Annotated in this window: 24 protein-coding genes; all 24 read left to right on the top strand. The window is 46.5% G+C overall.

From position 1 onward, the window contains the following. Positions 1-13 precede the first annotated feature (13 nt). Positions 14-2,278 (top strand): translation initiation factor IF-2, encoded by a 2,265-nt coding sequence (infB, locus tag N6H06_RS14960; RefSeq protein WP_212953793.1) that lies wholly within the window; start codon positions 14-16, stop codon positions 2,276-2,278. Next, positions 2,278-2,556 carry a DUF503 domain-containing protein gene (locus N6H06_RS14955; protein ID WP_263707434.1) on the top strand — a complete coding sequence of 93 codons (279 nt, stop codon included), beginning with the start codon at positions 2,278-2,280 and terminating at the stop codon, positions 2,554-2,556. Before infB ends, N6H06_RS14955 begins: the two co-directional genes overlap by 1 nt. A 25-nt stretch (positions 2,557-2,581) precedes the next feature. Further along, positions 2,582-2,938 carry a 30S ribosome-binding factor RbfA gene (gene rbfA / locus N6H06_RS14950; protein WP_062750650.1) on the top strand — a complete coding sequence of 119 codons (357 nt, stop codon included), beginning with the start codon at positions 2,582-2,584 and terminating at the stop codon, positions 2,936-2,938. Positions 2,939-3,029: 91 nt separating this feature from the next. Continuing rightward, complete coding sequence (gene truB / locus N6H06_RS14945) at positions 3,030-3,938, top strand: tRNA pseudouridine(55) synthase TruB (RefSeq protein WP_062750649.1); 909 nt, start codon at positions 3,030-3,032, stop codon at positions 3,936-3,938. A gap of 16 nt (positions 3,939-3,954) precedes the next feature. Continuing rightward, entirely contained in the window at positions 3,955-4,914 is a 960-nt protein-coding gene (ribF, locus tag N6H06_RS14940; RefSeq protein ID WP_062750648.1) for a riboflavin biosynthesis protein RibF, read from the top strand. A gap of 144 nt (positions 4,915-5,058) precedes the next feature. After that, positions 5,059-5,328, top strand: a complete 270-nt coding sequence (gene rpsO / locus N6H06_RS14935) for a 30S ribosomal protein S15 (protein ID WP_011247066.1) — start codon at positions 5,059-5,061, stop codon at positions 5,326-5,328. Between the two features lie 169 nt (positions 5,329-5,497). Then, the gene (locus N6H06_RS14930; RefSeq protein WP_062750647.1) at positions 5,498-7,627 is read left to right on the top strand and encodes a polyribonucleotide nucleotidyltransferase; all 2,130 of its coding nucleotides are present in this window, start codon (positions 5,498-5,500) and stop codon (positions 7,625-7,627) included. Positions 7,628-7,733: 106 nt separating this feature from the next. Further along, positions 7,734-8,735 carry a polysaccharide deacetylase family protein gene (locus tag N6H06_RS14925; RefSeq protein WP_062750646.1) on the top strand — a complete coding sequence of 334 codons (1,002 nt, stop codon included), beginning with the start codon at positions 7,734-7,736 and terminating at the stop codon, positions 8,733-8,735. Then, entirely contained in the window at positions 8,728-9,972 is a 1,245-nt protein-coding gene (locus tag N6H06_RS14920) for a M16 family metallopeptidase (RefSeq protein ID WP_062750645.1), read from the top strand. Before N6H06_RS14925 ends, N6H06_RS14920 begins: the two co-directional genes overlap by 8 nt. Positions 9,973-10,019: 47 nt before the next feature. Continuing rightward, a complete protein-coding gene (locus tag N6H06_RS14915) occupies positions 10,020-10,250 on the top strand; it encodes a YlmC/YmxH family sporulation protein (RefSeq protein WP_062750821.1) in 231 nt (76 codons plus the stop codon). A 175-nt stretch (positions 10,251-10,425) separates the two neighbouring features. Next, the gene (dpaA, locus tag N6H06_RS14910) at positions 10,426-11,310 is read left to right on the top strand and encodes a dipicolinic acid synthetase subunit A (protein WP_062750644.1); all 885 of its coding nucleotides are present in this window, start codon (positions 10,426-10,428) and stop codon (positions 11,308-11,310) included. A 16-nt stretch (positions 11,311-11,326) separates the two neighbouring features. Beyond that, a complete protein-coding gene (gene dpaB, locus N6H06_RS14905; RefSeq protein WP_062750643.1) occupies positions 11,327-11,908 on the top strand; it encodes a dipicolinate synthase subunit B in 582 nt (193 codons plus the stop codon). A 92-nt stretch (positions 11,909-12,000) separates the two neighbouring features. Next, positions 12,001-13,053 carry an aspartate-semialdehyde dehydrogenase gene (gene asd / locus N6H06_RS14900; protein WP_263707433.1) on the top strand — a complete coding sequence of 351 codons (1,053 nt, stop codon included), beginning with the start codon at positions 12,001-12,003 and terminating at the stop codon, positions 13,051-13,053. 11 nt (positions 13,054-13,064) lie between these two features. Further along, on the top strand, positions 13,065-14,282 hold the full coding sequence (gene dapG / locus N6H06_RS14895) for an aspartate kinase (protein WP_062750820.1): 1,218 nt from the start codon (positions 13,065-13,067) through the stop codon (positions 14,280-14,282). 64 nt (positions 14,283-14,346) lie between these two features. After that, entirely contained in the window at positions 14,347-15,198 is an 852-nt protein-coding gene (gene dapA / locus N6H06_RS14890; protein WP_450103994.1) for a 4-hydroxy-tetrahydrodipicolinate synthase, read from the top strand. Between the two features lie 536 nt (positions 15,199-15,734). After that, positions 15,735-17,402, top strand: a complete 1,668-nt coding sequence (locus N6H06_RS14885) for a ribonuclease J (protein ID WP_062750641.1) — start codon at positions 15,735-15,737, stop codon at positions 17,400-17,402. A 156-nt stretch (positions 17,403-17,558) separates the two neighbouring features. After that, positions 17,559-18,290, top strand: coding sequence for a ClpP family protease (locus tag N6H06_RS14880; RefSeq protein WP_011247055.1), 732 nt, complete (start codon positions 17,559-17,561; stop codon positions 18,288-18,290). Continuing rightward, positions 18,287-18,508 carry a YlzJ-like family protein gene (locus tag N6H06_RS14875; protein ID WP_062750640.1) on the top strand — a complete coding sequence of 74 codons (222 nt, stop codon included), beginning with the start codon at positions 18,287-18,289 and terminating at the stop codon, positions 18,506-18,508. The genes N6H06_RS14880 and N6H06_RS14875 overlap by 4 nt, the downstream gene beginning before the upstream one ends. 133 nt (positions 18,509-18,641) lie before the next feature. Next, positions 18,642-20,984, top strand: coding sequence for an FtsK/SpoIIIE family DNA translocase (locus N6H06_RS14870; RefSeq protein WP_062750639.1), 2,343 nt, complete (start codon positions 18,642-18,644; stop codon positions 20,982-20,984). Positions 20,985-21,025: 41 nt separating this feature from the next. After that, positions 21,026-21,736 (top strand): GntR family transcriptional regulator, encoded by a 711-nt coding sequence (locus N6H06_RS14865; protein WP_062750638.1) that lies wholly within the window; start codon positions 21,026-21,028, stop codon positions 21,734-21,736. A gap of 179 nt (positions 21,737-21,915) precedes the next feature. After that, on the top strand, positions 21,916-23,193 hold the full coding sequence (gene yfmF / locus N6H06_RS14860; protein ID WP_263707431.1) for an EF-P 5-aminopentanol modification-associated protein YfmF: 1,278 nt from the start codon (positions 21,916-21,918) through the stop codon (positions 23,191-23,193). After that, positions 23,193-24,485 (top strand): EF-P 5-aminopentanol modification-associated protein YfmH, encoded by a 1,293-nt coding sequence (gene yfmH, locus N6H06_RS14855; protein WP_212953790.1) that lies wholly within the window; start codon positions 23,193-23,195, stop codon positions 24,483-24,485. The genes yfmF and yfmH overlap by 1 nt, the downstream gene beginning before the upstream one ends. Then, complete coding sequence (gene ymfI, locus N6H06_RS14850; protein WP_062750633.1) at positions 24,482-25,195, top strand: elongation factor P 5-aminopentanone reductase; 714 nt, start codon at positions 24,482-24,484, stop codon at positions 25,193-25,195. The genes yfmH and ymfI overlap by 4 nt, the downstream gene beginning before the upstream one ends. A 72-nt stretch (positions 25,196-25,267) precedes the next feature. Continuing rightward, positions 25,268-25,516 carry a DUF3243 domain-containing protein gene (locus N6H06_RS14845; RefSeq protein WP_062750631.1) on the top strand — a complete coding sequence of 83 codons (249 nt, stop codon included), beginning with the start codon at positions 25,268-25,270 and terminating at the stop codon, positions 25,514-25,516. Positions 25,517-25,539: the final 23 nt, after the last annotated feature.

Here is a 25,539-nt window from a genome sequence, read left to right as displayed (position 1 = left end):
TGGAGGTACGTATATGTCAAAAGTGCGAATCTATGAATACGCGAAGGCAAATAATGTTCAAAGCAAGCAACTTATCGAAAGTTTAAAATCAATGGGTGTGGAAGTGTCAAATCATATGTCAGCAATTGATGAAGAAACATTAAACAAAGCGAAGCAAGCTGGAAAACCCGCCGCTACAAAAGGGCAGGCTACTGGCAACCAAAAGCAAAACAACCAAGGGCAAAAGCAACGCCCACAAAACAACCAGCAAAACCAAGGGCAAAAGCAACGCCCGCAAAACAATCAGCAAAATCAAGCTCAAGGGCAAACGAAACGCCCAAGCCAAGGCAGCAACAACCAAAGTGGCGCTGCAAAATCGCAAGCTGGGAAACCAAACCAAAACCGCGGCGGCAACCGTCCAGGTGGCCAAGGGCGTCCAGGCGGCAGCAACCGCCGTCCAGGCAATAATCAAAATCGCCGGAACCATGGCAACCGTGGCGGCAAGCGTCGTCCGCAGTCAAAAGTCAATCATCAGCAAATGCCGCTGCCTGAAAAAATTACAATTTCAGGTTCGCTTACGGTCAGTGAACTCGCTGCTAAGCTCCATCGTGAAGCCTCTGAATTGATTAAGAAATTAATCGGTCTTGGTGTCATGGCTACCATTAACCAGGAGCTCGACAAAGATACCATTGAATTGTTGGCAGCTGATTATGGTGTGGAAGTCGAAGAAGAAGTGATTGTGGATGAGCTCGATATTGAGTTGTATGATCGTGAAGATAAAGAGGAAGAATTAAAAGAGCGCCCGCCAGTTGTGACAATTATGGGCCATGTCGACCACGGAAAAACAACGCTGCTTGATTCAATCCGTAACACGAAAGTGACTGCGGGGGAAGCAGGGGGCATTACTCAGCATATCGGCGCTTACCAAATTGAACACTCAGGTAAAAAAATTACCTTTTTAGATACACCAGGACACGCAGCCTTTACAACAATGCGGGCCCGTGGGGCGCAAGTGACGGACATTACGATTCTTGTTGTGGCCGCTGACGATGGCGTCATGCCGCAAACGAAAGAAGCAATCAGCCACGCGAAAGCGGCTGAAGTGCCGATTATTGTTGCTGTCAACAAAATTGACAAAGAAACAGCAAGTCCAGATCGAGTGATGCAAGAGTTAACAGAGTTTGAGCTTGTCCCAGAAGCTTGGGGAGGCGACACGATTTTTGTCAATGTGTCAGCGCTGACGGGTGAAGGCATTGATGAGTTAATTGAAATGATTTTACTCGTTGCCGAAGTTGAAGAATTTAAAGCCAACCCAGACAAACTTGCGACAGGCACCGTTGTAGAAGCACAACTTGATAAAGGGCGCGGCCCAGTTGCCACGCTTCTTGTCCAAAGCGGGACGTTGCATGTTGGGGACGCAGTCGTTGTCGGCAGCACCTATGGCCGCGTGCGGGCGCTTGTTAATGATGTAGGCCGCCGCGTCAAAACGGCAGGACCGTCTGCCCCAGTGGAAATTACAGGCTTAAACGAAGTGCCACAAGCGGGGGACCGTTTCCAAGCATTTGAAGACGAGAAAAAAGCACGCCAATTAGGCGAAGGGCTAATGGCCCGTTATCGGGAGCAAAACTTAACGGCATCGTCAAAAGTAAGCTTGGATGACTTGTTTAACCAAATTCAGCAAGGGGATGTCAAAGACATTAATGTCATCATCAAAGCCGACGTCCAAGGATCAGTTGAAGCGATGAAAGGGTCGTTGGAAAAAATTGATGTGGCAGGCGTAAAAGTCAATATCATCCACACTGGCGCTGGCGCGATCACAGAATCAGACATTATTTTGGCGTCTGCTTCCAACGCGATTGTCATCGGGTTCAACGTTCGCCCTGATGTGAACGCCAAACGTGTGGCTGAAGCGGAAAACGTCGATATTCGTCTCCACCGCGTCATTTACAATGCGATTGACGAAATCGAACAGGCAATGAAAGGTGCCCTTGATCCTGAGTTTGAAGAAAAAGTCATCGGGCAAGTGGAAGTACGGACGACATTTAAAGTTTCGAAAGTCGGCACGATCGCCGGTTCTTATGTAACAGAAGGAAAAATCACCCGCAATTCTTCTGTCCGCTTGATCCGCGACGGCATTGTCATTTATGAAGGCGAACTGAACGCTCTTAAACGCTACAAAGACGATGCCAAAGAAGTGCAAGCTGGCTATGAATGCGGGATTACGCTTGATAAATTCAATGACATTAAAGAAGGCGACATGATTGAAGCGTATGTCATGGAAGAAGTGAAACGCGCCTAATGATGGCCTGTGTCCGCTGCGAGCTGTTCATCTATGAGGCACAGTCACTAAAGGATAAACGATCCGTCTTGCAAAGCGTGCTTCGCAAAGTGAGGCAACGTTGCAATGTTTCAGCAGCAGAAACAGATTTCCAACAAACTTGGCAACGCGCAGAGCTGTCGCTTTGCGCGATTGCTGCTAGTAAAAAAAGCGCTGAAGCTGAACTATTACGCGCATTGGCGATAATTGATCAGGCAGAAGCGGCTGAGCGCACATTGACCAACTGGGAGTGGGCGTGATTCCCATTAGTAGAGGTGATCGATTGTGGCGAATAACCGTGCTGTTCGCGTCGGCGAACAAATGAAAAAAGAATTGAGTGACATCCTTATTCGCGACATTAAAGACCCCCGTGTCCGTTTTGTCACGGTGACCGGGGTAGATGTCACAGGGGATTTACAACAAGCAACGGCTTTTATTACGGTGCTCGGTGATGATGAAGAACGCAAAGCGACCCTTGCTGGCCTTGAAAAGGCAAAGGGGTTTATCCGAACGGAATTGGGCAAGCGCATTCGCCTTCGGAAAACACCGGAGCTCAGTTTTTCGTTCGATGAATCGATCCAATACGGCAACCGAATTGAAAGCTTATTGCGCGATTTGAACAAAAACGATACGAACAAGTAGTTGCAAAAGGAGAGCGCGCAGACGACGCTGTCCTGAGGGTAGCGCACTGACGCTATCCTTTCTTTTTTTCGTACGACAGGGAGTGATGTTGATGGAGCCAACAGGGATTGTGGTGCTAGACAAACCGAAAGGATGGACATCCCACGATTGTGTCCACCAAATGCGGAAATGGTTTCAAACACGGAAAGTCGGCCATACAGGGACGCTCGATCCCGAAGTGGATGGCGTTTTGCCGATCTGCATCGGCAAAGCGACAAAAGTGGTTAAATACATGTCCGATTACGATAAAACGTATATAGGGGAAGTCACATTCGGCGTGGCGACGACTACGGAAGACGCACATGGTGAAGTGATAGAAGAGAAACGCGTCGATAAACCGTTTACGAGAACGGAAATAGAGGCGTTGCTGCAAGCCTTTATCGGCAAAATCGAGCAGACACCCCCTTATTATTCAGCTGTAAAAGTAAACGGCAAACGCTTGTATGAATACGCCAGAGCTGGCCTCGAAGTCGAGCGGCCAACGCGCACAGTGGAAATAAAAGCGTTGACATTGACGGAAATAACAACTGCGAAGCCAGGTTGTTTTTCGTTTGCCTTTTCTGTCACGTGTACAAAAGGTACTTACATCCGTACGCTTGCCGTCGATATAGGCAAAAAAGCAGGCTACCCTGCCCATATGTCAAAGCTGACACGGACAGCATCTGGCCCGTTTACACAAGCAGATGCCATTCCTTTATCCGCATTTGCGGAAATGCATTTCGATGAGCGCCTGAATAAGTTGCGCCCCCTTGATACGGCTCTCCAACATTTTCCACGGGTCATTGCCGATAAGGAGCTGGAAAAGCGAATACGCAATGGGGCTGTCCTGAAGAAAAGCGCTTCTTTTGGAGACAGGCGTTTTTTGTTTTATAATGAACAAGGAGATTGCTTGGCATTGTATCAAGCACATCCAACAAAGGCTGGGCTTATTAAACCAGAGACGTTATTTTGTCATGTTTAACGGTAAAGGGGGAAAAGTGGTGGTAGTGGAGCTAGATCTAGATTCGATTAGCCACATAGAGGCCCCAGCGCCAACAGCTATGGCTCTTGGCTATTTTGACGGCGTTCATAAAGGGCACAAGGCGGTCATCGAAACCGCTAAAGCGGAAGCGGCAAAACGGGGCATTCAGTCTGCGGTGATGACGTTTTACCCCCATCCGAAAGAAGTGCTTGGGAAACCGGATCAGCCAATTGATTATTTGACGCCTTTGCAAGCAAAAGTGGCGCGCTTAAAGGCGTTAGGGGTCGACGTTGTCTACGTTGTCAATTTTACTAAGGCGTTTTCGAAACTGACGCCGCAAGCGTTTATCGAGCGGTTCGTGATTGGTTTAAACGTCAAGCATGTGGTGGCAGGCTTTGACTTTACATACGGCGTTAAAGGGGAAGGCAAGATGGACGATATTGACCGTTATGCTAATGGACGCTTTACGCATACAACGGTCGAACAAGTGAGCGATGAGCAAGAAAAGATTTCGTCAACGCGTATTCGCAAACAGCTGTTGGAAGGAAATGTCAGCGAAGCGGCCAGGCTCCTCGGCTACCCGTATGTTTTCTCTGGAACAGTTGTCCATGGGGACGCACGAGGACGGCTAATTGGCTATCCGACTGCAAACATCGTTGCAAAAGAGCGGTTTATTGTGCCGAAAACAGGTGTCTATGTTGTCACATTGACACATGGGGGCAACACATACCAAGGAATGGCGAACATTGGCTATAAACCAACATTTGTCGATGATTTAGCAAAGCCAATCGTGGAAGTGAACATTTTCGACTTCAATAAGGAGATATACGGGGAGACGGTAGAAGTCGCGTTTTACGAACGGATTCGTTCGGAACAAAAATTTAGCGGCATTGACGAAATCAAAGCACAGCTTGGCCGTGACCGCGCAACGGCGGTGCAGTTTTTCAAGCAACATGGTTATAGGCAAAGAAGCTAAAATGAACGCTTGCATTTCCAGATCAATCAAGCTATCATAGAAAGTGTCTGCATCCCCATGCGGACACGACACCCGTTTCTTGGCAAAACGACTCACCACCGTTTGCTCAGAAATTGGGGTTTTAGGGAAAAGGAGGTGGCTCTGATGGCATTGACACAAGAGCGTAAAAACGAATTGATTGCAGAATTTAAAACGCATGAGACAGACACTGGTTCTCCAGAAGTCCAAGTCGCTATTCTTACGGAGCAAATTAACACTTTGAACGATCACTTGCGCACGCATAAAAAAGATCACCACTCTCGTCGTGGCCTTTTGAAAATGGTCGGTCAACGTCGCAACTTGCTAACTTATTTACGTAATAAAGACGTAACGCGTTACCGTAACCTTGTTGACAAGCTTGGCTTGCGTCGATAGTTTTGCAAAAAAGCGGGGGATGATCTCCCGCTTTTTTCTTCATGCCTTCCATTAGCAGAAGACAAGCTTAGAAAAATGTAGACAACCCTAATTTCACTCTTTTAAACTTGTTCTGATTCGGTCATAATAAGAAAGAAGAATTTTAGTTGTACGAGAGGAGTACACATTCATGGATCAAGAACGTCATGAGTTTTCAATTGACTGGGCTGGACGGACATTAAGCGTCGAAGTCGGTCAATTAGCCAAACAAGCCAACGGAGCGGTTCTCGTCCGTTATGGCGAAACAGCTGTTCTATCAACGGCTACTGCTTCAAAAGAACCGAAAGACCTTCCTTTCTTTCCGTTAACGGTCAATTATGAAGAACGTTTATATGCAGCGGGAAAAATTCCAGGTGGGTTTATTAAACGGGAAGGGCGTCCAAGCGAAAGGGCGATTTTAACAAGCCGTTTGATTGACCGTCCAATTCGACCGCTATTTCCAGAGGGTTTCCGTAACGATGTCCAAGTGATCAGCATTGTGATGAGCTCTGACCAAGACGCATCTCCTGAAATGGCAGCAATGATCGGTTCATCACTGGCTCTTTGTGTTTCTGACATTCCGTTTGAGGGCCCGATTGCTGGTGTGACTGTTGGAAGAATTGACGGCGAATTCATTATGAACCCAACACCAGCTCAACTTGCAGAGAGCGATATTGACCTAACTGTTGCTGGAACAAAAGAAGCAATCAATATGGTGGAAGCTGGTGCAAAAGAAGTCCCAGAAGACGTGATGTTAGAAGCGATTTTAGCCGGGCATGAGAACATTAAAAAAATGATTGCTTTCCAAGAAAAAGTCGTTGAAGTTTGCGGCAAAGAAAAACGTGAAGTGCAGCTGAAAACATTTGACGCTGAATTGGAAGCGCGCTTGCGCGAAAGCGCCGAAGCTAGCATTAAAGAAGCGGTTCGGATTGCGGAAAAACACGCACGTCAAGATGCCATCGATGAGATTATTGCTGAACAAGTGGAACAATATTCAGACGATGACAGCGTCGATGTTGATGAAGTAAAAGAGATTTTGCAAATGTTCGTGAAGGAAGAAGTCCGTCGCTTAATTACAGTTGAAAAAATCCGTCCTGATGGGCGAGGCGTTGATGAAATTCGCCCGTTATCGTCACAAATCAAGCTGCTGCCGCGTACACATGGCTCTGGTCTATTTACAAGAGGACAAACACAAGCACTTAGTGTCTGTACGCTTGGTGCCCTTGGTGATGTGCAAGTGCTAGATGGCTTGGGCATAGAAGAGACGAAGCGGTTTATGCACCACTACAATTTCCCGCAGTTTAGCGTCGGGGAAACCGGTCCGATCCGCGCACCTGGACGTCGGGAAATCGGTCATGGAGCCCTTGGTGAACGTGCGCTTGAGCAAGTCATTCCAAGTGAGCAAGAGTTTCCTTATACGATCCGGCTCGTATCGGAAGTGTTGGAATCAAATGGATCAACTTCACAAGCGAGCATTTGTGCAAGCACGTTAGCCATGATGGACGCAGGTGTGCCAATTAAAGCGCCAGTGGCCGGCATTGCGATGGGACTTGTCAAACAAGGGGAGCACATGACGGTGCTCACTGATATCCAAGGCATGGAAGACGCTCTTGGCGATATGGATTTTAAAGTCGCTGGTACAGCGAATGGCGTTACAGCTCTGCAAATGGATATAAAAATTTCCGGCATTAACCGCGAAGTGCTCGAACAAGCCCTTGAACAAGCAAAACAAGGACGACTGAAAATTTTAAGCAACATGATGGAGGCCATTGACAAACCTCGTACCGAGTTGTCAGAGTACGCGCCAAAAATCCTGACGCTAACGATCAATCCTGACAAAATTCGCGATGTCATTGGTCCAAGCGGCAAAGTCATCAATAAAATCATTGAGGAAACAGGCGTGAAAATAGACATTGAGCAAGACGGCACTGTCTACATTTCTTCCCTAGATACCGCCATGAACCAAAAAGCGAAACAAATCATTGAAGATCTTGTTCGAGAAGTGCAAGTCGGTGAAACGTACCACGGGAAAGTCAAACGAATTGAAAAGTTTGGTGCCTTTGTGGAACTGTTTAAAGGCAAAGATGGCTTGCTCCATATCTCACAAATTGCTGAAGAACGGATCAACAAAGTCGAAGACGTCTTCAAGCTTGGTGATGAAGTAGACGTACGCGTCACTGAAATTGACAATCAAGGACGAGTCAATTTGTCTCGCAAAGTCCTGTTAAAAGAACAACGGGAAAAGCAGGAAAAAGAAGCAAAAGATACAGCCAACGAATAAGAAACAAAGACTGGGGAAAATTCCTAGTCTTTTTTTATAGGCAAACGTCTAGTCCTCTTCCTTTGCTCATAGACATGCTAGTAAGTATCTAGCAGGAGGGGACACAATGAAACAAAAATGGCTTCACTTCTGTTTGTGTGGTGTCATGGTTGTGCTGGCAATAGGGGCGATTCAAAATCCATTTTCGCTTCAGTATATCGATACCTTGAAAACAAACGCAACGGAGGATGTAGATACGGAAGAGAATGAGCTGTTAAAACAAATTGAAGAGCATGCGGAAAAAGTGGCGATTCCAGCAACAAACGCACGTATTGATAAAGTCTGGAAAGCGTTGCCAGGTTACAATGGGCTTGAGGTCGACATTGAACAATCTTATAATAAAATGAAAGAGTCTGGAAGTTTCAACCAGTCGAAACTCGTCTTTAAAGAAACAAAACCGAGTGTCCATCTTGAGGATCTGCCACCAGCTCCTACGTATAAAGGTCATGAGGAAAAGCCGATGGTTAGCTTTTTAATCAATGTCGCCTGGGGCAATGATTATTTGCCTGATATGTTAAAAGTGATGCAGCAGTACGATGTCAAAGCGACGTTTTTTCTAGATGGATCATGGGTGAAAAAAAATCCACAACTTGCTGTCATGATTAAAGAAGAAGGCCATGAGATTGGCAGCCATGCTTACTCGCACCCCCACATGAATGCCCTCTCTGAGGCGGAAATTGACGAAGAGTTGACAAAAACGACGGAAGTGATTGAAGCAACATTGGATGTCACACCAAAATGGTTCGCTCCCCCAAGCGGTGAATTTAATCAATTGGTGGTTGAACGAGCTGCTGCATACGATATGCGTACCATTTTATGGACAGTTGATACAATTGACTGGAAAAAGCCTGAACCATCTGTTATGGTTGAACGGGTTGTCAATCAAATGCAGGCAGGCTCGATGTTGTTGATGCATCCTACGGAATCGTCGTCAAAAGGGCTTGAAGCGATTATACAAGGGATGCAAGAAAAACAGTTGCAGATCGGGACTGTTAGCGATTTAATGGATGAAACAAGAATTGCCGCAAAAATGGCAGCTGAGAGCAATGGGGGTACAAAACGTGATTAAAAAAGAGACGCTGGATAACGGCGTGCGGATTATTGCGGAGGCCAACGAGACCATTCGGTCTGTTGCCATTGGCATCTGGGTAAAAACAGGCTCCCGCAATGAAACAAATGAGGAAAATGGCATTTCCCATTTTATTGAACATATGTTGTTTAAAGGAACAAAAACGCGTTCAGCCAAACAAATTGCAGAAGCGTTTGACCGCATTGGCGGACAGGTCAATGCGTTTACGGCAAAAGAATACACATGCTACTACGCTAAAGTCCTAGATGAGCATGCTACACTTGCCCTTGATGTACTACAAGATATGTTTTTTAACTCTATATTGGATGAAACAGAAATTGAGCGCGAGAAAAAAGTGGTGCTCGAAGAAATTAAAATGGTGGAGGACACGCCAGACGATCTTGTCCACGATTTGCTTAGCCAAGCTGTATTTGGCCGTTCCACGCTGGCGAACCCAATTCTTGGCACAGAAGACACGCTCCAAACATTTAGCCGTCAGCAAATCAGTGCTTACATGAAACGTTTCTACGCAGGGGAACGGGTAGTCGTGTCGGTTTGCGGCCATTTTGACGATGCGCTGCTTGAGCAAATCAGACAAACCTTTTCCCGCGTGAAACGAGCACCGGAACCGTTTGCTGTGCCAAAAGCGACTTTCTCACCAACGGTGAAATATCGCCAGAAAGATTCCGAGCAAGCCCATCTATGTTTAGCCTACCCTGGCCTGGAAATTGGTTCAAACCGTTCATTCGGGCTGATTTTGCTTAACAACGCCCTTGGTGGCAGCATGTCCAGCCGTTTATTCCAAACGATTCGCGAAGAACAAGGCTTATGCTATTCTGTTTTCTCTTATCATTCTTCGTATGAACAGATTGGTACGCTTACGATTTATGCAGGTACGCAAATGGCACAGTTGCCAAAGTTAACGGAAGCTCTTGCTGAAGTAACGAAAGCGGTGCGTGCAGAAGGCCTTAGCAAAAAAGAGTTGGAAAATGGCAAAGAGCAGCTCAAAGGCAGCATTATGCTTGGGCTTGAAAGCACAAGCAGCCGCATGACACGTAATGGCAAAAATGAATTGCTCTTGCAAGAACATAAAACATTAGACGAGTTGATCGCGGATATTAATGCTGTCAGTCTAGAGATGGTCAATGATCTAGCTTGCCAGCTCCTTGGGGAGACGCCGGCCGTTTCGCTTGTCTCTTCAAGCGAAACAATGCCGCCAACGATTTTCAGCAACTAGTCTACTTTCTTTCCGACGTACATACATTGGAATAAGAGGTGATGGGCTTGCGGCTAAGTGAAATTGCTAACAAAGAAATCATTGATTTTGAGAAAGGCGAACGTCTTGGTGTTTTAGGACAGACAGATGTGCTGTTTGATGAGCACACAGGGGAAATTCACGCCTTTGTTGTGCCGACGAGCCGCTGGTACCAATTTAACCGCAAAGACAAAGAAGTGACGGTTTATTGGCAGCAAATCAAAAAAATCGGCCAAGACATGATTATTATTGAAACCTAAGAATGGTGGTCGCCAAAGTCGACCACCTCAATGAGGCTGATAGAAAACACTTCCATACGTCGTCGTTTGCCTACAGTCTGAAAGCTTGCATTTGCAAGCTTTTTTTTGTGCCTGCACCGATTGGTTCACTTAGTCATATGCTTTAAAAGAAGCAACGCATAAAAGGAGGATCAGCATGCTCACTGGAACCCATGTGGTCATGATTGGCGGCGACGCACGCCAGCTTGAGATCATTCGCAAATTATCGGCACTAGATGCAAAAGTTTCCCTTGTCGGTTTTGAACAGTTAAACGATGGCTTCATTGGCACAAGCAAGCAAGAGTTGCCTGATATCGAGTGGTCGACAGTGGATGCGATTTTGTTGCCGGTGGGCGGCATGTCCAATGATGGCCTCATTGCCAGCGTTTTCTCAAACCAGCAATTAAAGTTGAAAGCAGCTTACTTAAATGAAACGCCCGACCATTGTACGATTTATACGGGCATTTCTACAGACCGATTAGAAAAATTGGCAGCAAAAGCGAAGTGCAAAATTGTCTTATTAATGGACCGCGATGATGTGGCGATTTACAACTCGATTCCAACGGCTGAAGGCGCAGTCATGCTGGCGATCCAGCATACAGACCATACGATCCACCATGCGAAAGTGGCGGTGCTCGGCCTTGGCCGGATCGGTATGACCATTGCCCGTACATTCCATGCCCTTGGTGCGAGTGTTTTTGTCGGTGCAAAGGATACCGCATTGCTCGCCCGTGCCTTCGAACTTGGCGTCGAGCCTTTTCCCCTTACCGCACTAAAAGAAACGTTAAAAAACATCGATCTCGTCATCAATACCATTCCAGCCAGAATTGTCACGTCTGACGTCCTCGCCGAATTACCACAACATGCTTTTGTCCTTGACTTAGCGTCAAAACCTGGTGGCGTCGATTTTGCGTACGCCAAAAAAAGAGGCTTGAAAGCCATGCTTGTTCCTGGTCTTCCAGGCATGGTCGCCCCGAAAACAGCAGGCAAAATTTTAGCAAATGTTTTAAGTGATTTGCTTCATGAACAAACACAATCATAATGAAGGAGCGTGCGCGATGCTTAAAGGCAAACATATAGGGTTTGGCCTGACTGGCTCACATTGCACATTTGACGCTGTTTATCCGCAAATTGAGAATTTGGTTGAGCTCGGCGCGAAAGTAACCCCTTTTTTAACCTATACAGTAGAGACGACAGACACCAAGTTCGGCGACAGTGGGGATTGGATGAAACGGCTGCAAACGATAACTTCTGAGCCATTTGTCAATTCGATGGTCAAAGCAGAGCCCTTTGGGCCGAAAACCCCTCTCGATTTAATGATTATTGCCCCGATGACAGGAAATTCGATTTCCAAATTTGCGAATGCGATGACAGACAGCCCAGTACTCATGGGGGCTAAAGCGACATTGCGCAACGGCAAGCCTGTCTTGCTTGGAATTTCTACAAACGATGGCCTTGGATTGAACGGCGTCAACATCATGCGCTTAATGGCGACAAAAAATATTTACTTTATTCCATTTGGCCAAGATGACCATGTAAAAAAGCCGAATTCCCTTGTCGCCCATATGGATCAACTAATTCCAGCAGCAGAAGCAGCCATGCTTGGCAACCAACTTCAGCCTGTTCTTGTACAAAAATAGGCTTTGGACAGTTGCGTATCGTCGGGAAATCCCGTAAAGTTTAGTAGAGGATAAGAGATAGATAGCTGAACTTTGAGGGAGGATACGAAACCATGAACGAACAACAACACTTTGACGTCGCTGTCGTCGGGGCAACCGGCGCAGTGGGCCAGCAAATACTGAAAACATTAGAACAACGTGATTTTCCAATTAAGAGCCTAAAGCTCCTTTCATCGAAACGTTCGGCTGGAAAACAAATAACGTTTAAAGGCCAATCTTATACAGTCGAAGAGGCGACGCCTGAGTCGTTTCAAGGTGTACAATTAGCCCTTTTCTCGGCAGGCGGATCAGTGTCAAAAGCGCTTGTTCCTGAAGCGATTAAGCGCGGAGCTGTTTGCGTCGACAACACGAGTGCATTTCGCATGGACGCTGACGTGCCCCTTGTCGTGCCTGAAGTCAATGAAAGCGATTTGCACAATCACCAAGGTGTGATCGCCAATCCAAATTGTTCCACGATCCAAATGGTAGTCGCGTTAGAGCCGATCCGCAAAAAGCTTGGACTAAAGAAAGTGATCGTGTCCACCTACCAAGCCGTTTCAGGTGCAGGGCTTGAAGCAGTCGAGGAAATGGAAAAGCAAACACGGGCCATTTTGGACGGGAAAGAAGCAACAGCAGAAGTGCTGCCGGTCGCGAAAGAGAAACACCATTACCAAATTGCTTTTAACGCAATTCCGCAAATTGATGTGTTTCAAGACAATGGCTATACGTTCGAAGAAATGAAAATGATCAATGAAACGAAGAAGATCATGCATATGCCTGAACTTGAAGTGGCTGCTACATGCGTGCGAGTGCCAATTGAAACGGGCCACTCAGAATCTGTCTACTTCGAAACGGAGCAGTCTGGAGCAAGCGTAAAAGAAATCCAAGCTTTGCTAAGCGAAGCGCCAGGTATCACACTCCAAGATAACCCAGCAGAACAGCTTTATCCCCTCGTCACGAATGCGGTTGGCAAAAACGACGTATTTGTTGGTAGAGTGCGCCGTGACTTAGATCGTGACAATGGCTACCATGCTTGGGTTGTGTCTGACAATCTTTTAAAAGGGGCAGCTTGGAATTCCGTGCAAATCGCAGAAAGCCTCATCAAGCTGAACCTATTGAACAAGTGAGTGAATCAAACATGAAAATCATTATCCAGAAATTTGGCGGTACATCTGTAAAAACGGACGAATCGAGGCTGCAAGCGGTGCGCCATGTTCAAAAAGCAGTTAATGACGGCTACAAAGTTGTCGTTGTTGTCTCAGCGATGGGCAGAAAAGGCGATCCTTATGCAACAGATACGCTCCTTAGCCTCGTTAGCAAATCCCGCATTACGAAGCGGGAACAAGACTTGCTCGTTTCTTGCGGAGAAACGATTTCGGCGGTTGTGTTCTCAGATCTCCTCAATGCACACGGTGTCCAAGCGACGGCCATGAACGGGGCGAAAGCAGGATTCCGTACAAACGAGGAGTTCGGCAATGCGAAAATTAAAGAAATGAAATGCGAGTATTTGCTTAAAAAGCTAGAGACAGAAGATGTCGTCGTCGTTGCCGGTTTTCAAGGACAGTCGAAAAGTGGCGACGTAACGACGCTCGGGCGTGGTGCCAGCGATACATCGGCAACGGCTCTAGGGGCAGCACTTCACGCGGAGTGGGTTGACATTTTTACCGATGTAGAAGGAGTTATGACCGCTGATCCCCGGATTGTTAGCGACGCGAGAGCATTGGAAGCCATGTCTTACAATGAAATATGCAACATGGCGTACCAAGGCGCAAAAGTCATCCACCCTCGTGCGGTGGAAATTGCCATGCAAGCGAAAATTCCGATCCGCATCCGCTCCACATACTCAGACAACGAGGGGACGCTCGTCACTGCCCTTGGCGCTTCCCATTCAATGGATGTAAACGAACGGATGATCACAGGAATTGCCCATGTGGCGAATGTGACGCAAATCAAAGTTGCTGCAAAAGAAGGCCAGCTTGACTTACAGGAAAATGTGTTTAAGTCTATGGCCCAAGCTAAGATTAGCGTAGACTTTATTAACATTAGCCCGAGTGGGGTGACCTATACTGTCAGTGATGAGGCGGCAGACAAAGCAAAACAAGTGCTTGAGCGTCTTGGATACACGCCCGAGCTTCGACGCGGGTGCGCGAAAGTGTCCGCTGTGGGAGCAGGAATGAGCGGTGTACCTGGCGTTGCTGCGAAAATTGTCAGCGCCTTAAGTGGCGAGAATGTACAAATTTTGCAATCGGCAGATTCCCATACAACGATTTGGGTGTTGGTCAAAAATGAAGATATGAAAAAGGCAGTGAATGCTCTGCACAAAATGTTTCAGCTCAGTGAAGCGACAACTGTGTAATTTCCCATAAACGGAGGGGGCGCATGTGAAACCAACAGGAAAATACGGCCCAGTGTGGACAGCTATGGTAACGCCGTTTCAATCAACGGGCGCAATCGATTATAAGCAGACAGAGCAGCTCATCGAGCATTTGATTGAAAACGGAACCGACGTCCTCATTGTAGCCGGGACAACCGGAGAATCACCGCTGCTGTCCAAAGAAGAAAAACTAGAGCTGTTCGCTTTTTGTGTCAAACAGGCCAATGGGCGTGCGGCCGTCGTAGCTGGCACAGGCTCCAATGATACACATGCTTCGGTTGAGCTAACAAAGGCGGCGGAAAAGACAGGTGTCGATGGGGTTATGCTTGTCACTCCGTATTACAATAAACCGTCGCAACAAGGGCTTTTTTCCCATTTCAAGGAAATTGCCAACGAGACAAACTTGCCAGTTATGCTGTACAACGTTCCAGGTAGGACGGGAGTCAACCTCGAGGCGGAAACAACGATTGCCCTTGCGAATGTCAAAAATATCGTGGCGATTAAAGAAGCAAGTGGCAATTTGGAACAAATTGCTGCCATCATTGAGCACACGCCAGCCTCATTTGCTGTTTATAGCGGTGACGACAGCATGACACTACCGATTTTAGCGCTTGGCGGCGATGGGATCGTTTCTGTTGCCTCCCATCTGATCGGTAAGGAAATGCAAGCGATGATTGGCGCGTTTCAGGCAGGGGAAAATGGAAAAGCGGCAACGATGCACCGTAAGCTGCTGCCTGTCATGCAAGCTCTTTTCCTAGCTCCAAATCCAGCGTGTGTCAAATATGCACTTAACAAAAGCGGCATTGATGTTGGCGAAGTGAAACCCCCTCTTGCACCTGTAAACGATCAGGAAAAAGCGGTGGTTGACCAGGCGCTGGCGAAAATCAAATCGCCATAAACCTCATTTGAATGCTACTAACGCTTGATACCGAGATGGGAAACCGAGTGAGATGCAACTAGAACAACTGTTTCTAAGCATATGAGGTGAGCAATAAAGAAAGCGAGCGTTTGTCTATCGTCTAAAGCCCCTGTTGCAGCTGGCTGCAATAGGGGCTTTTAGCTGTGTGCGAACGTGGGCAATGAAATCCCCCTTGTTTTTATCTTGAAAATTAAGGTATACTAAGTTCCAAGTGATGCGTTCGGGTAAAGGTGGTCATGGAAGCCGCCATTGTTAAAAAAGAAAAATCGGCATTGGAACGGAACGAAATCGGAAAATGATAGCTCGGTTCTCTAAATGTTCAATCAGTTAATGTGTGTTTCCAAGAAGCGCCACGGTCGCTTTAAACAGGGAATGGTTGAATGTTTGAAGCCGCGTGTTGTTTGTCGTGCGAGATTGGCGTCCATGAAGCCTGAAGTACGCACTAAACGGAATTTGAAACGATTACAAGAACAACCAGTTAAGTATGACTAGCGTTGTAACTAGGAGGAAAATCATTGTCTAAGCAAGAAACAGAAAAAGTGCGTGTGTTTGCCCTCGGCGGAGTCGGCGAAATCGGCAAAAATATGTACGGCATTGAAGTAGATGAGGATATCATTGTCATTGACGCGGGTTTAATGTTCCCTGATGACGATATGCTTGGAGTCGACATCGTTATTCCAGATGTGTCTTATTTAGTGGAAAACGAAGAACGGGTACGGGGAATTATTTTGACACATGGACACGAAGACCATATAGGCGGGTTGTCGTATGTGCTGAAGAAAATCAACGTACCTGTGTATGCCACAAAGTTAACGTTAGGGCTCGTTGAGGAGAAATTGAAAGAGGCAGGCATTCATAGGCACGCAGAACTGCGCTTAATCGATTCCAACTCGCGCATTAAGTTAGGAAATACACCAGTATCTTTCTTTCGTGTCAGCCATAGCATTCCAGATTGCGTTGGTGTCTGCGTGGAAACGGCCCAAGGCGCTATTGTCCATACAGGTGATTTTAAGTTTGACCAAACACCAGTCGATGGAAAGCATGCTGATATCGGAAAAATGGCAGCAATTGGCCAAAAAGGTGTGCTCTGCCTCATGTCTGATTCCACGAATGCAGAGCGGCCAGGGACAACAAAATCGGAAGCTGAGGCCGGCAAAGGCATAAAAGACGTGTTCGCTCGTACAAAAGGGCGCCTTATTGTCACCTCGTTTGCTTCAAATGTCCATCGAATCCAGCAAGTGATTCAAGCGGCTTCCGCTACCAATCGAAAGCTTGCGGTTGTGGGCAAAAGCATGGTGCGCGTTATTTCCATCGCTGGAAAGCTTGGCTACTTGAAAATACCGAAAGATTTATTAATTGATATGGATGAAGTGAACAAGCATAAACCAGAAAAAGTGGCGATTTTGACAACAGGGAGCCAAGGGGAGCCGATGTCAGCGCTAACGCGGATGGCAAAAGGAGCGCACCGCCATATTACGATTACGCCAAATGACACAGTGATTATTGCTGCTACAGCGATTCCTGGAAATGAGACAAGCGTATCCGCCGTGATCGACCAGCTTTACCGGATCGGCGCTGAGGTGATTTATGGCAACCAAGCTGTCCATGCCTCTGGTCATGGTTCACAAGAAGAACTAAAGTTGATGCTGAATTTGATGCGACCAAAGTTTTTCTTGCCGATACACGGAGAAATCCGCATGCAGCATGCTCACCGGCAATTGGCTTTGCAAGTCGGCATGAAAAAAGAACGGATTTATATAGTCGAAAAAGGGGAAGTCATTGAATTCACAAAACAACAAGCACGGCGCGGGCCAAAAGTGCCATCGGGCCATGTGCTAATTGACGGACTTGGTGTCGGCGATGTCGGCAACATTGTCTTGCGCGATCGCCGCTTGCTTTCTAAAGATGGCATTTTAGTCGTGGTTGTCACATTGAACAAAAAGACAAACACGATTGTATCTGGACCGAATATTATTTCTCGGGGATTCGTCTATGTGCGAGAATCAGAAGAGCTTCTCGAAAAATCAAATGAGCTTGTGACCTCCATTTTGCAAAAATGCGTGACAGAAAATGTCAATGAATGGTCAAGCTTAAAAAGCAACATTCGTGAAGGCTTAAGCCGCTACTTGTTTGAAAAAACAAAAAGGCGGCCAATGATCTTGCCGATCATTATGGAAGTGTAGCCGTAAGTTTGTTGAAAAAAGCGTTTATATGGATGAATATGCTAAAAGCCTGAGCCCCTCCTTGAATGGGGCTCAGGCTTTCTTAGAGCGGCAACACATAATAATGAATGCTTCGCCCCATACTACTTTTATGTAAAGAGAAGGGGTGTGGACAAGATGGAAAATGAAGAGCAACCTGCTCCAGAAGAGCCGAAAGAGAAACAAGAAGAGAAAAGCACGCTTGTCGAAAAAATCCAGCAGCTCGGGCAATCGAATGTACCGGATATGGGCGCTTCCAACATCCATTGTATGACGGTCGTTGGTCAAATTGAAGGACATATGCAACTGCCCCCGCAAAACAAAACGACAAAATATGAGCATATGATTCCACAGTTAGTGGCCGTCGAACAGAATCCGAAAATTGAAGGGTTGTTAATTATTTTAAACACAGTAGGCGGCGATGTTGAAGCGGGGTTGGCCCTTTCGGAAATGATCGCTTCGATTTCAAAACCAACCGTTACACTTGTGCTTGGCGGTGGGCATTCCATCGGCGTGCCGATTGCTACAGCGGCAAGCTATTCGTTTATTGCTGAAACAGCGACGATGACGATCCATCCTGTACGCCTGACTGGCCTCGTCATTGGCGTACCGCAAACATTTGAGTATTTAGATAAAATGCAAGACCGCGTCATTCGATTTGTCACGTCCCATTCGCAAATATCGGAAGAAAAGTTTAAAGAATTAATGTTTTCAAAGGGCAATCTCACCCGGGATATTGGCACGAATGTGATTGGCACAGATGCGGTCGAATATGGGCTTATCAATGAAGTGGGCGGCATTGGCCAAGCGATTAGAAAGCTGAATGAAATGATTGAGGAACAGAAGGCAGACGGGGAGGTTATCCAATGATTTTGTACACGACGACTCCTTATGAACTTCTTTTTCCAGAAGAAGATACAGTTTACCAAAGTCAACAACTGATTGACTGTGATGCTGGTCAGCTTGTCGTTGAACGGATTGACGATGGCAGCTTTCGAGTCATCCGCCTCCTTTCGAGTGATCCAAATGCCTTTTTAAAACCTGAATACGCTCCGGGCTCATTGCTTTCAGCAAGATGGATTCCATAAAAAACCGTTAAAAAACGGAATCGCTGTAGTGGTGGGCGCCTGAAACATGGTATGATATAATAACAACAGTCGATTTTAAGCAGCCTCGCGTTTAGGCTGCTTGTTCGAGTATGATTTTCTAGAGGGTGACTCCATGGCAAAACGCAAGAAACGCAAAAAAAACCAGTGGAAGTCCCAGCTGACTTTTGAACTTGTAGGATTAGGCCTACTCGTAGTGGCTCTTGTAACGCTGGCCCGATTAGGGAGCGTAGGGGAAGCATTTGTCCGTTTATTTCGTTTCTTCTTAGGAGAATGGTTTGTCGTTTTGGCGCTTGGTTTTTTTGTAAGCGCATTGTACATCATGATTAAACGGAAAAAACCAGCCTTGTGGGGAAGGCGTTTAGCTGGATTGTACACAATCGTGATTTCGATGGCGATTTTGGCGCATATCAGCTTATTCCGTGAACTTCAGCTAACTGGCAACGTTAACGATGAATCGGTTTTGCGGGGCACGTGGAACCTTTATTGGGAGGAAATGACGTCTGGCCAGTCAGTCGATCTCGGCGGCGGTATGGTTGGGGCAGTTGGCTATGCAGTAAGCCACTTTTTGTTTGCCAACGCGGGTACATATTTGTTCTGCTTTATCCTCATTATGATTGGCGCTATTTTAATTTCCGGTCGCTCCTTTGGAGAAATGGTCGGAAAAGCGTACCGGCGCACGTATTTGTTTGTGACTGATTTTGTGAAAGCAGCATGGCAAGACTTTGCTTCTTGGCGGAAACAGGCAAAAGTGAAAATGAATGAGGAACGCCAACAAAAGAAAGTGCGCCAGAAGAAAAAACAGCAAGTAAACGAGGAAGTAGAAGAACAGGAGCTCGAACCATGGGATAAACAGACCGAGCCAGAAATCGTCGATTTTACGCAAAATGCACAAGCTAAGCCTGAAGAACAAACGGTCCACCCTGTTAAGCAAGGAAAAAAAGAAGACGCTAGCGAAGTGGTCGAGGCTGGCGACACAGATGGGGATGGAGCCCTGATGTCGGCTGGCTTGGTGCAGATGGAACAAGCGAATGAATCCTATACATTGCCAAGTCTCGATTTGTTGCTGACGCCTGATAAGCCAGAACAAAAGCAGGAAAAGCAACAGTTGACCTCGAATGCACGCAAATTGGAAAAAACACTCGCCAGCTTCGGCGTGAACGTGCGAGTGTCCAAAGTTCATTTAGGTCCAGCCGTCACAAAGTATGAAGTCAATCCGAGCATTGGCGTAAAAGTAAGCAAAATTGTCAACTTGGCAGATGACCTTGCTTTGGCACTTGCTGCAAAAGACATTCGCATTGAAGCACCAATCCCGGGGAAATCAGCTGTCGGCATTGAAGTTCCCAATCAGGAAATTGCCATTGTTTCTTTAAAGGAAGTGCTTGAAGGGGCTTCTTCACGACAACATGAAGTACTTTCCGTTGGACTTGGCCGCGACATTTCAGGGGAACCTGTGCTGGCGCCGCTAAATAAAATGCCCCATTTGCTTGTCGCAGGGGCAACAGGCAGTGGCAAAAGTGTCTGCATTAACGGCATCATTACAAGTATTTTAATGAAAGCAAAACCCCATGAAGTGAAGCTGATGATGATTGATCCAAAAATGGTCGAGTTAAACGTGTACAACGGCATTCCCCATTTGTTGACACCCGTTGTCACAGAACCGAAAAAAGCGTCTCAAGCACTAAAAAAAGTTGTCGCTGAAATGGAACGACGCTATGACTTATTTTCTCATACTGGCACACGCAATATCGAAGGCTATAATGACTATATTCGCCGCCACAATGAAACGGAAGAAGGCAAGCAGCCATTGTTGCCCTATATTGTCGTCATTGTGGACGAGCTCGCCGACTTAATGATGGTGGCGTCTGGCGATGTCGAAGATTCAATCGCTCGCCTTGCGCAAATGGCACGAGCAGCGGGCATTCATATGATTATTGCTACGCAGCGGCCGTCAGTAGACGTGATTACTGGCGTCATTAAGGCAAACATCCCATCGCGGATTGCTTTCGGCGTTTCGTCGCAAACCGATTCGCGGACAATTTTGGACTCTGGCGGGGCCGAAAAGCTACTAGGCCGCGGGGATATGCTCTATTTGCCAATGGGCGCAACCAAGCCGACGCGTATACAAGGGGCATTTTTATCGGATCAGGAAGTTGAAAGAGTTGTTGAATATGTCATTTCTCAGCAAAAAGCCCAATATGTAGAAGAAATGACGCCTTCGGTTGATCAGGCAACGAACAGCGCGCCTGAAGATGAATTATACAACGACGCTGTTGACTTAGTCGTGGAAGTTGGTACTGCATCCGTGTCGATGATCCAGCGCCGCTTTCGCGTCGGCTATACACGGGCAGCGCGCATTATTGATGAAATGGAAGCAAGAGGCGTTGTCGGCCCATATGAAGGCAGTAAGCCTAGGGAAGTACTGATCAGCCGTAATGATGAAGAGGCAACTTCATAAACTAGAAAGAAAGGGTTGCGATAGAGAGGATGGAATCGGTGATGAAGGCGGATCATCGGCCGCTTTATATACAAGTGATCGATCAGTTAAAGGAAGAAATCAGCCACTATAGTGAGGGGAGTAAGCTCCCATCTGAATATGAGCTTGCCAAGCAGCTAGGTGTGAGCAAAGAGACATTGCGGGAAGCGCTGCGCCTGCTAGAAGAAGATGGACTTGTCGTAAGGCGCTACGGCGTAGGCACATTTGTGCCTTCAAAGCCGCTGTTTTCAGCGGGAATCGAAGAGCTGCAAAGTGTAACCAACATGATTGCGTCAGCAAATATGACGCCAGGCACGATTTATTTGTCGTCAACGATCGAAGTCTCGGCAGAGGAAGACAGAGCGCGTTTTAATCGACCGGAATCGTTTGAACTGCTGCAACTTGAGCGTGTACGGACAGCAGACGGCATGCCTGTCGTTTATTGTCTTGACCAGCTTCCGGCAGATTTAGTCGGCAACCGCTCTATTCATGAAATGAAGTCGATCTTTCATTTTTTAGAAGAGGCAGGCCGACCAATTGCGTATGCGCTTGCCTCGATTGAGCCGATCGGCTACCATGAGCATGTAACGGAAGTGCTGGAGTGCACTCCGGAAACGGCGCTTCTTCTTTTAAGACAAACCCATTATGATCACCATGATCAAGCGGTGCTCCACTCTGTCAATTATTTTCGTTCTGACAAATTTAAGTTTAATGTTGTAAGAAAAAGCAAATAAGTTAAAAACCGCCACCACCGGCGGTTTTTAGCCGTTGCGGATGATTTGCCGCCTTTGTTGGCACACTAAGAAGGCCGCTGTTGCATCGTCCTCCTTACTTCGCGCAAAGGCGATGAGCTCATTGCAGCATGCGAGAAGGATGTGAACGACAAATTTTAGTTTGTAAAGGAAGTGGGCAAATGGTTGATTTACAAGTGAGCTCGTCGCAGCGGGCAGGAATGAATATCCATTATTGGAAAACGGACAAATTTAAAACTGTTACATTTTTATTAATGGCGAAAGCGCCATTGAATGAACGTACACTAACAGCAAGAGCACTTATACCTTCTATTTTGCAAAGTGGCACAAAAAACTATAGCAATCGCAAACAGCTTAGGCGAAAACTTGATGATATGTATGGAGCGATTTTAACGGGCGACGTTCAAAAAAAAGGCGAGCAGCACGTACTAAGCTTTCGCATGGAAATAGCCAGTGAACGGTTTTTAACAGGTCAACAGCCATTGTTGAAAGAAGCGCTCTCCCTTTTTAAAGAAGTTGTCTTTGAACCAAGGCTGGAAGATGGGTCTTTCACTAAAGCGATTGTTGAGCAAGAAAAACGCGCCTTGTCCCAGCGGATTGCTACGATTTATGATGATAAAATGCGTTATGCCAACGTTCGGATCACAGAGGAAATGTTCAAAGATGAAGCGTTCGCCCTTCCAGCTTATGGACGCATTAGCGACCTTGATACACTCGATGAGCAGGCGATTTATCAAGCGTACGAACGCATGGTCGCCGAAGACCGTTTCGACCTTTATATCATTGGTACCTACGACGAAAAAGAGTTGACTAACTACATCGAAGAGCTATTCACACAAAAACGCCATCCAAAAGCGGAAGTGCAAGCAGCAGCCAAGAGCCCGGTTCACATAACCGAAAAACTCGTGACTGAAAAACAAAAAGTCAAACAAGGCAAATTGCATATTGGCTTTCGTACACATACAACGTTTGGCGATGAAGATTACGAGGCGATGCAAGTCGCCAATGGCATTTTTGGCGGATTCCCGTCGTCAAAGTTGTTTCGAAATGTCCGCGAAAAAGAAAGTCTTGCCTATTATGCCGCATCTCGCCTGGAAAGTCATAAAGGCGTGCTAATGGTAATGGCTGGGATTGAATTTAATAAATTCGAACGTGCGGTTGCCATTATTAAGGAACAGGCAGAGGCCATGAAAACAGGGGAGTTTGACGAGGAAACGATTGAACAGACAAAAGCGATGCTCATCAACCAAATGCTTGAAGCGATTGATACACCAAGAGGATTTGTCGAACTGTCTTACCATGAAATGGTTGCAGGAACAACTTATCCAATTGGCGAACGGATTGAAGCGTTAAAGAAAGTCAGCAAAACAGACATTGTCAATGCAGCCAACAAATGGGAATTGGACACGATTTACTTTTTGAAAGGGGAGAGTGAGTAATGAAGCCGCTTGAATTTAAACAGCTAGAAGAGACGCTTTATTATGAGCAACTTGATAACGGGCTTGATGTTTACATTCTTCCAAAACCAGGATTCCACAAAACGTTTGCCACTTTTACAACCAAATACGGTTCGATTGATAATCATTTTGTCCCTCTTGGACAAACAGAGCCAGTCAAAGTCCCAGACGGCATTGCCCACTTTCTAGAGCATAAAATGTTTGAAAGCGAAGAAGGCGATGTTTTCCATACATTTGGCAAACAAGGGGCACAAGCGAACGCATTTACAAGCTTTACTCGCACAGCTTATTTATTTTCTAGCACATCCAACGTCAATCAAAATGTTGAAACTTTGCTTGATTTTGTTCAGCACCCTTACTTTACTGATGAAACAGTGGAAAAAGAAAAAGGCATTATTGGCCAAGAAATTACGATGTATGATGATGATCCTGATTGGCGCGCATACTTTGGGACGATTGAAAACATGTATTCATCCCACCCTGTCAAAATTGACATTGCTGGGACGATCCCGTCAATTAGCAAAATTACGAAAGAGGACTTGTACACATGCTATGAGACGTTCTACCACCCTAGCAACATGTTGCTGTTTATTGTCGGTTCGGTGGACGTAAATGAAATGATGAAACTCGTCCGGGCGAACCAAAGCAAAAAGGAATTTGCCGAACCAAAACCGATTGAGCGTCACGTGAAGCCTGAAGGAACGCCAGTCGACAGAGCTGAACATGTTGTCGCTATGCCTGTCCATACACCAAAGGTATTTGTTGGTTTTAAAGAGTCAAACCCAACGCGCCAAGGGGAAGAACTGCTAAAATACGAACTGTCGTTAAATGTTTTGCTCGATCTTATGTTCGGCCCAAGTTCCGAGGCATACGAGGCCATGTATGAGGCAGGGATCATCAATGAGACGTTTGCGTTTGACTATACTGCAGAATATGGGTTCGGTTTTTCGATTATCGGCGGAGACAGTACAAAGCCAGAGGAGCTAAAAGAAAAAATAATCGAGACCATTGCGGCATTCAAGCAGCGTCCACTAGCGAAAGACGAAGCGGATCGGGCCATTAAGAAAAAAATTGGCGCTTTTCTTCGTTCCTTGAACTCGCCTGAAAATATTGCCAATGAATTTACACGCTATGCGTTTAATGGCATGAATTTATTTGATGTCGTGCCGATGCTTGAATCGTTAGAAGCATCTGATTTGGAAACAGTGCTCCATCACCATTTTAAGAGCGAGTACCGGACGGTGGCGACAGTCAAAGACGAAGACATGTCATGAAGCGCATTTTAATAACAGGGGCAACTGGAGGAATCGGGCAAGCAACGGCAGCGGTCTTTGCACAAGAGGCGTCTGAGCTTTATATCCACTACTCGGAAAACATCGAGGCAGCCAACGCCTTAGCGGCAGCCGTTCCTTGTCCTTGCGTTGCCATCAAAGCCGATTTGTCTAGAGCGGACGGTGCTGCCGCACTTGCAAAGCAACTACCTGCCGTGCCTGATGTGTTTGTCGATTGTGCTGGCACCGCTGCACCTGCGCTCTTGCAAGACGTTGGCGACGATATGCTTGAGGCACAAATGCATGTGCATTTGCTTAGCCCGATCAAACTAGTACGGTCCTTTTTGCCGGAAATGCTTAGAAAACGCGATGGCGTGATCGTGCTCACATCATCCATTTGGGGGCTCACAGGAGCAAGCATGGAAAGCATCTATGCTGCAGCAAAAAGCGGTTTAAATGGGTTTGTTAAAAGCATGGCAAAAGAAACGGCCATGAGCGGCATACGCATTAATGCGGTTGCTCCTGGAGCGATCGATACAAACATGCTTAGAGGCTACAGCGAGGCTGATCTTCGTCTGCTTGCTGAAGACATTCCGTACGGTAGGCTTGGGACAGCTGAGGAAGTCGCAGAGGCGATTGCCTTTTTGGCTAGCGATAAAGCGTCTTACATACATGGGCAAATTCTTTCTGTCAATGGCGGCTGGTACTGTTAAGTCAGCGCATAAAGGCAAGTGAATCCGGCATACTAAGTGTGAATCTTTTTAAATTCTAAAGGAGGGATTCACATGTCAGTACTTGACAACTGGGAACAATGGAAAGATTTTTTAGGAGGGCGTCTTGACCAAGCAAAAAAAGAGGGCATGAATGAACATGTCGTAAGTGACCTTGCTTACCAAGTTGGCGAATATTTGGCTGGGCAAGTTGAGCCGAAAAACGAACAAGAGCGTGTTCTTGCCGACCTTTGGAAAGTCGCTGATGAGAAAGAACAGCATGCTATCGCTAATATGATGGTAAAATTGGTAGAACAACAGTAAGGCGCCCCTGCCTGTTCGCGATA

Origin of the sequence: Shouchella tritolerans, assembly GCF_025770735.1 — a bacterium.
GTDB classification, from domain to species: Bacteria; Bacillota; Bacilli; order Bacillales; family Bacillaceae_D; genus Shouchella; species Shouchella tritolerans.
The sequence above is the reverse complement of the archived record's forward strand: the minus strand, read 5'-3'. Positions and strand labels throughout refer to the sequence as shown.

What these genes read in the sequence shown, in the direction of transcription:
- yfmH (WP_212953790.1), top strand. Translation starts at nt 23,193, where the DNA reads ATGAAGCCGCTTGAATTTAAACAGCTAGAAGAGACGCTTTATTATGAG.
- dpaB (WP_062750643.1), top strand. Translation starts at nt 11,327, where the DNA reads ATGCTTAAAGGCAAACATATAGGGTTTGGCCTGACTGGCTCACATTGC.
- dapA (WP_450103994.1), top strand. Translation starts at nt 14,347, where the DNA reads ATGGTAACGCCGTTTCAATCAACGGGCGCAATCGATTATAAGCAGACA.
- N6H06_RS14955 (WP_263707434.1), top strand. Translation starts at nt 2,278, where the DNA reads ATGATGGCCTGTGTCCGCTGCGAGCTGTTCATCTATGAGGCACAGTCA.
- asd (WP_263707433.1), top strand. Translation starts at nt 12,001, where the DNA reads ATGAACGAACAACAACACTTTGACGTCGCTGTCGTCGGGGCAACCGGC.
- N6H06_RS14880 (WP_011247055.1), top strand. Translation starts at nt 17,559, where the DNA reads ATGGAAAATGAAGAGCAACCTGCTCCAGAAGAGCCGAAAGAGAAACAA.
- N6H06_RS14870 (WP_062750639.1), top strand. Translation starts at nt 18,642, where the DNA reads ATGGCAAAACGCAAGAAACGCAAAAAAAACCAGTGGAAGTCCCAGCTG.
- N6H06_RS14875 (WP_062750640.1), top strand. Translation starts at nt 18,287, where the DNA reads ATGATTTTGTACACGACGACTCCTTATGAACTTCTTTTTCCAGAAGAA.
- dapG (WP_062750820.1), top strand. Translation starts at nt 13,065, where the DNA reads ATGAAAATCATTATCCAGAAATTTGGCGGTACATCTGTAAAAACGGAC.
- yfmF (WP_263707431.1), top strand. Translation starts at nt 21,916, where the DNA reads ATGGTTGATTTACAAGTGAGCTCGTCGCAGCGGGCAGGAATGAATATC.
- truB (WP_062750649.1), top strand. Translation starts at nt 3,030, where the DNA reads ATGGAGCCAACAGGGATTGTGGTGCTAGACAAACCGAAAGGATGGACA.
- rpsO (WP_011247066.1), top strand. Translation starts at nt 5,059, where the DNA reads ATGGCATTGACACAAGAGCGTAAAAACGAATTGATTGCAGAATTTAAA.
- N6H06_RS14865 (WP_062750638.1), top strand. Translation starts at nt 21,026, where the DNA reads ATGAAGGCGGATCATCGGCCGCTTTATATACAAGTGATCGATCAGTTA.
- N6H06_RS14930 (WP_062750647.1), top strand. Translation starts at nt 5,498, where the DNA reads ATGGATCAAGAACGTCATGAGTTTTCAATTGACTGGGCTGGACGGACA.
- infB (WP_212953793.1), top strand. Translation starts at nt 14, where the DNA reads ATGTCAAAAGTGCGAATCTATGAATACGCGAAGGCAAATAATGTTCAA.
- ymfI (WP_062750633.1), top strand. Translation starts at nt 24,482, where the DNA reads ATGAAGCGCATTTTAATAACAGGGGCAACTGGAGGAATCGGGCAAGCA.
- N6H06_RS14925 (WP_062750646.1), top strand. Translation starts at nt 7,734, where the DNA reads ATGAAACAAAAATGGCTTCACTTCTGTTTGTGTGGTGTCATGGTTGTG.
- dpaA (WP_062750644.1), top strand. Translation starts at nt 10,426, where the DNA reads ATGCTCACTGGAACCCATGTGGTCATGATTGGCGGCGACGCACGCCAG.
- N6H06_RS14845 (WP_062750631.1), top strand. Translation starts at nt 25,268, where the DNA reads ATGTCAGTACTTGACAACTGGGAACAATGGAAAGATTTTTTAGGAGGG.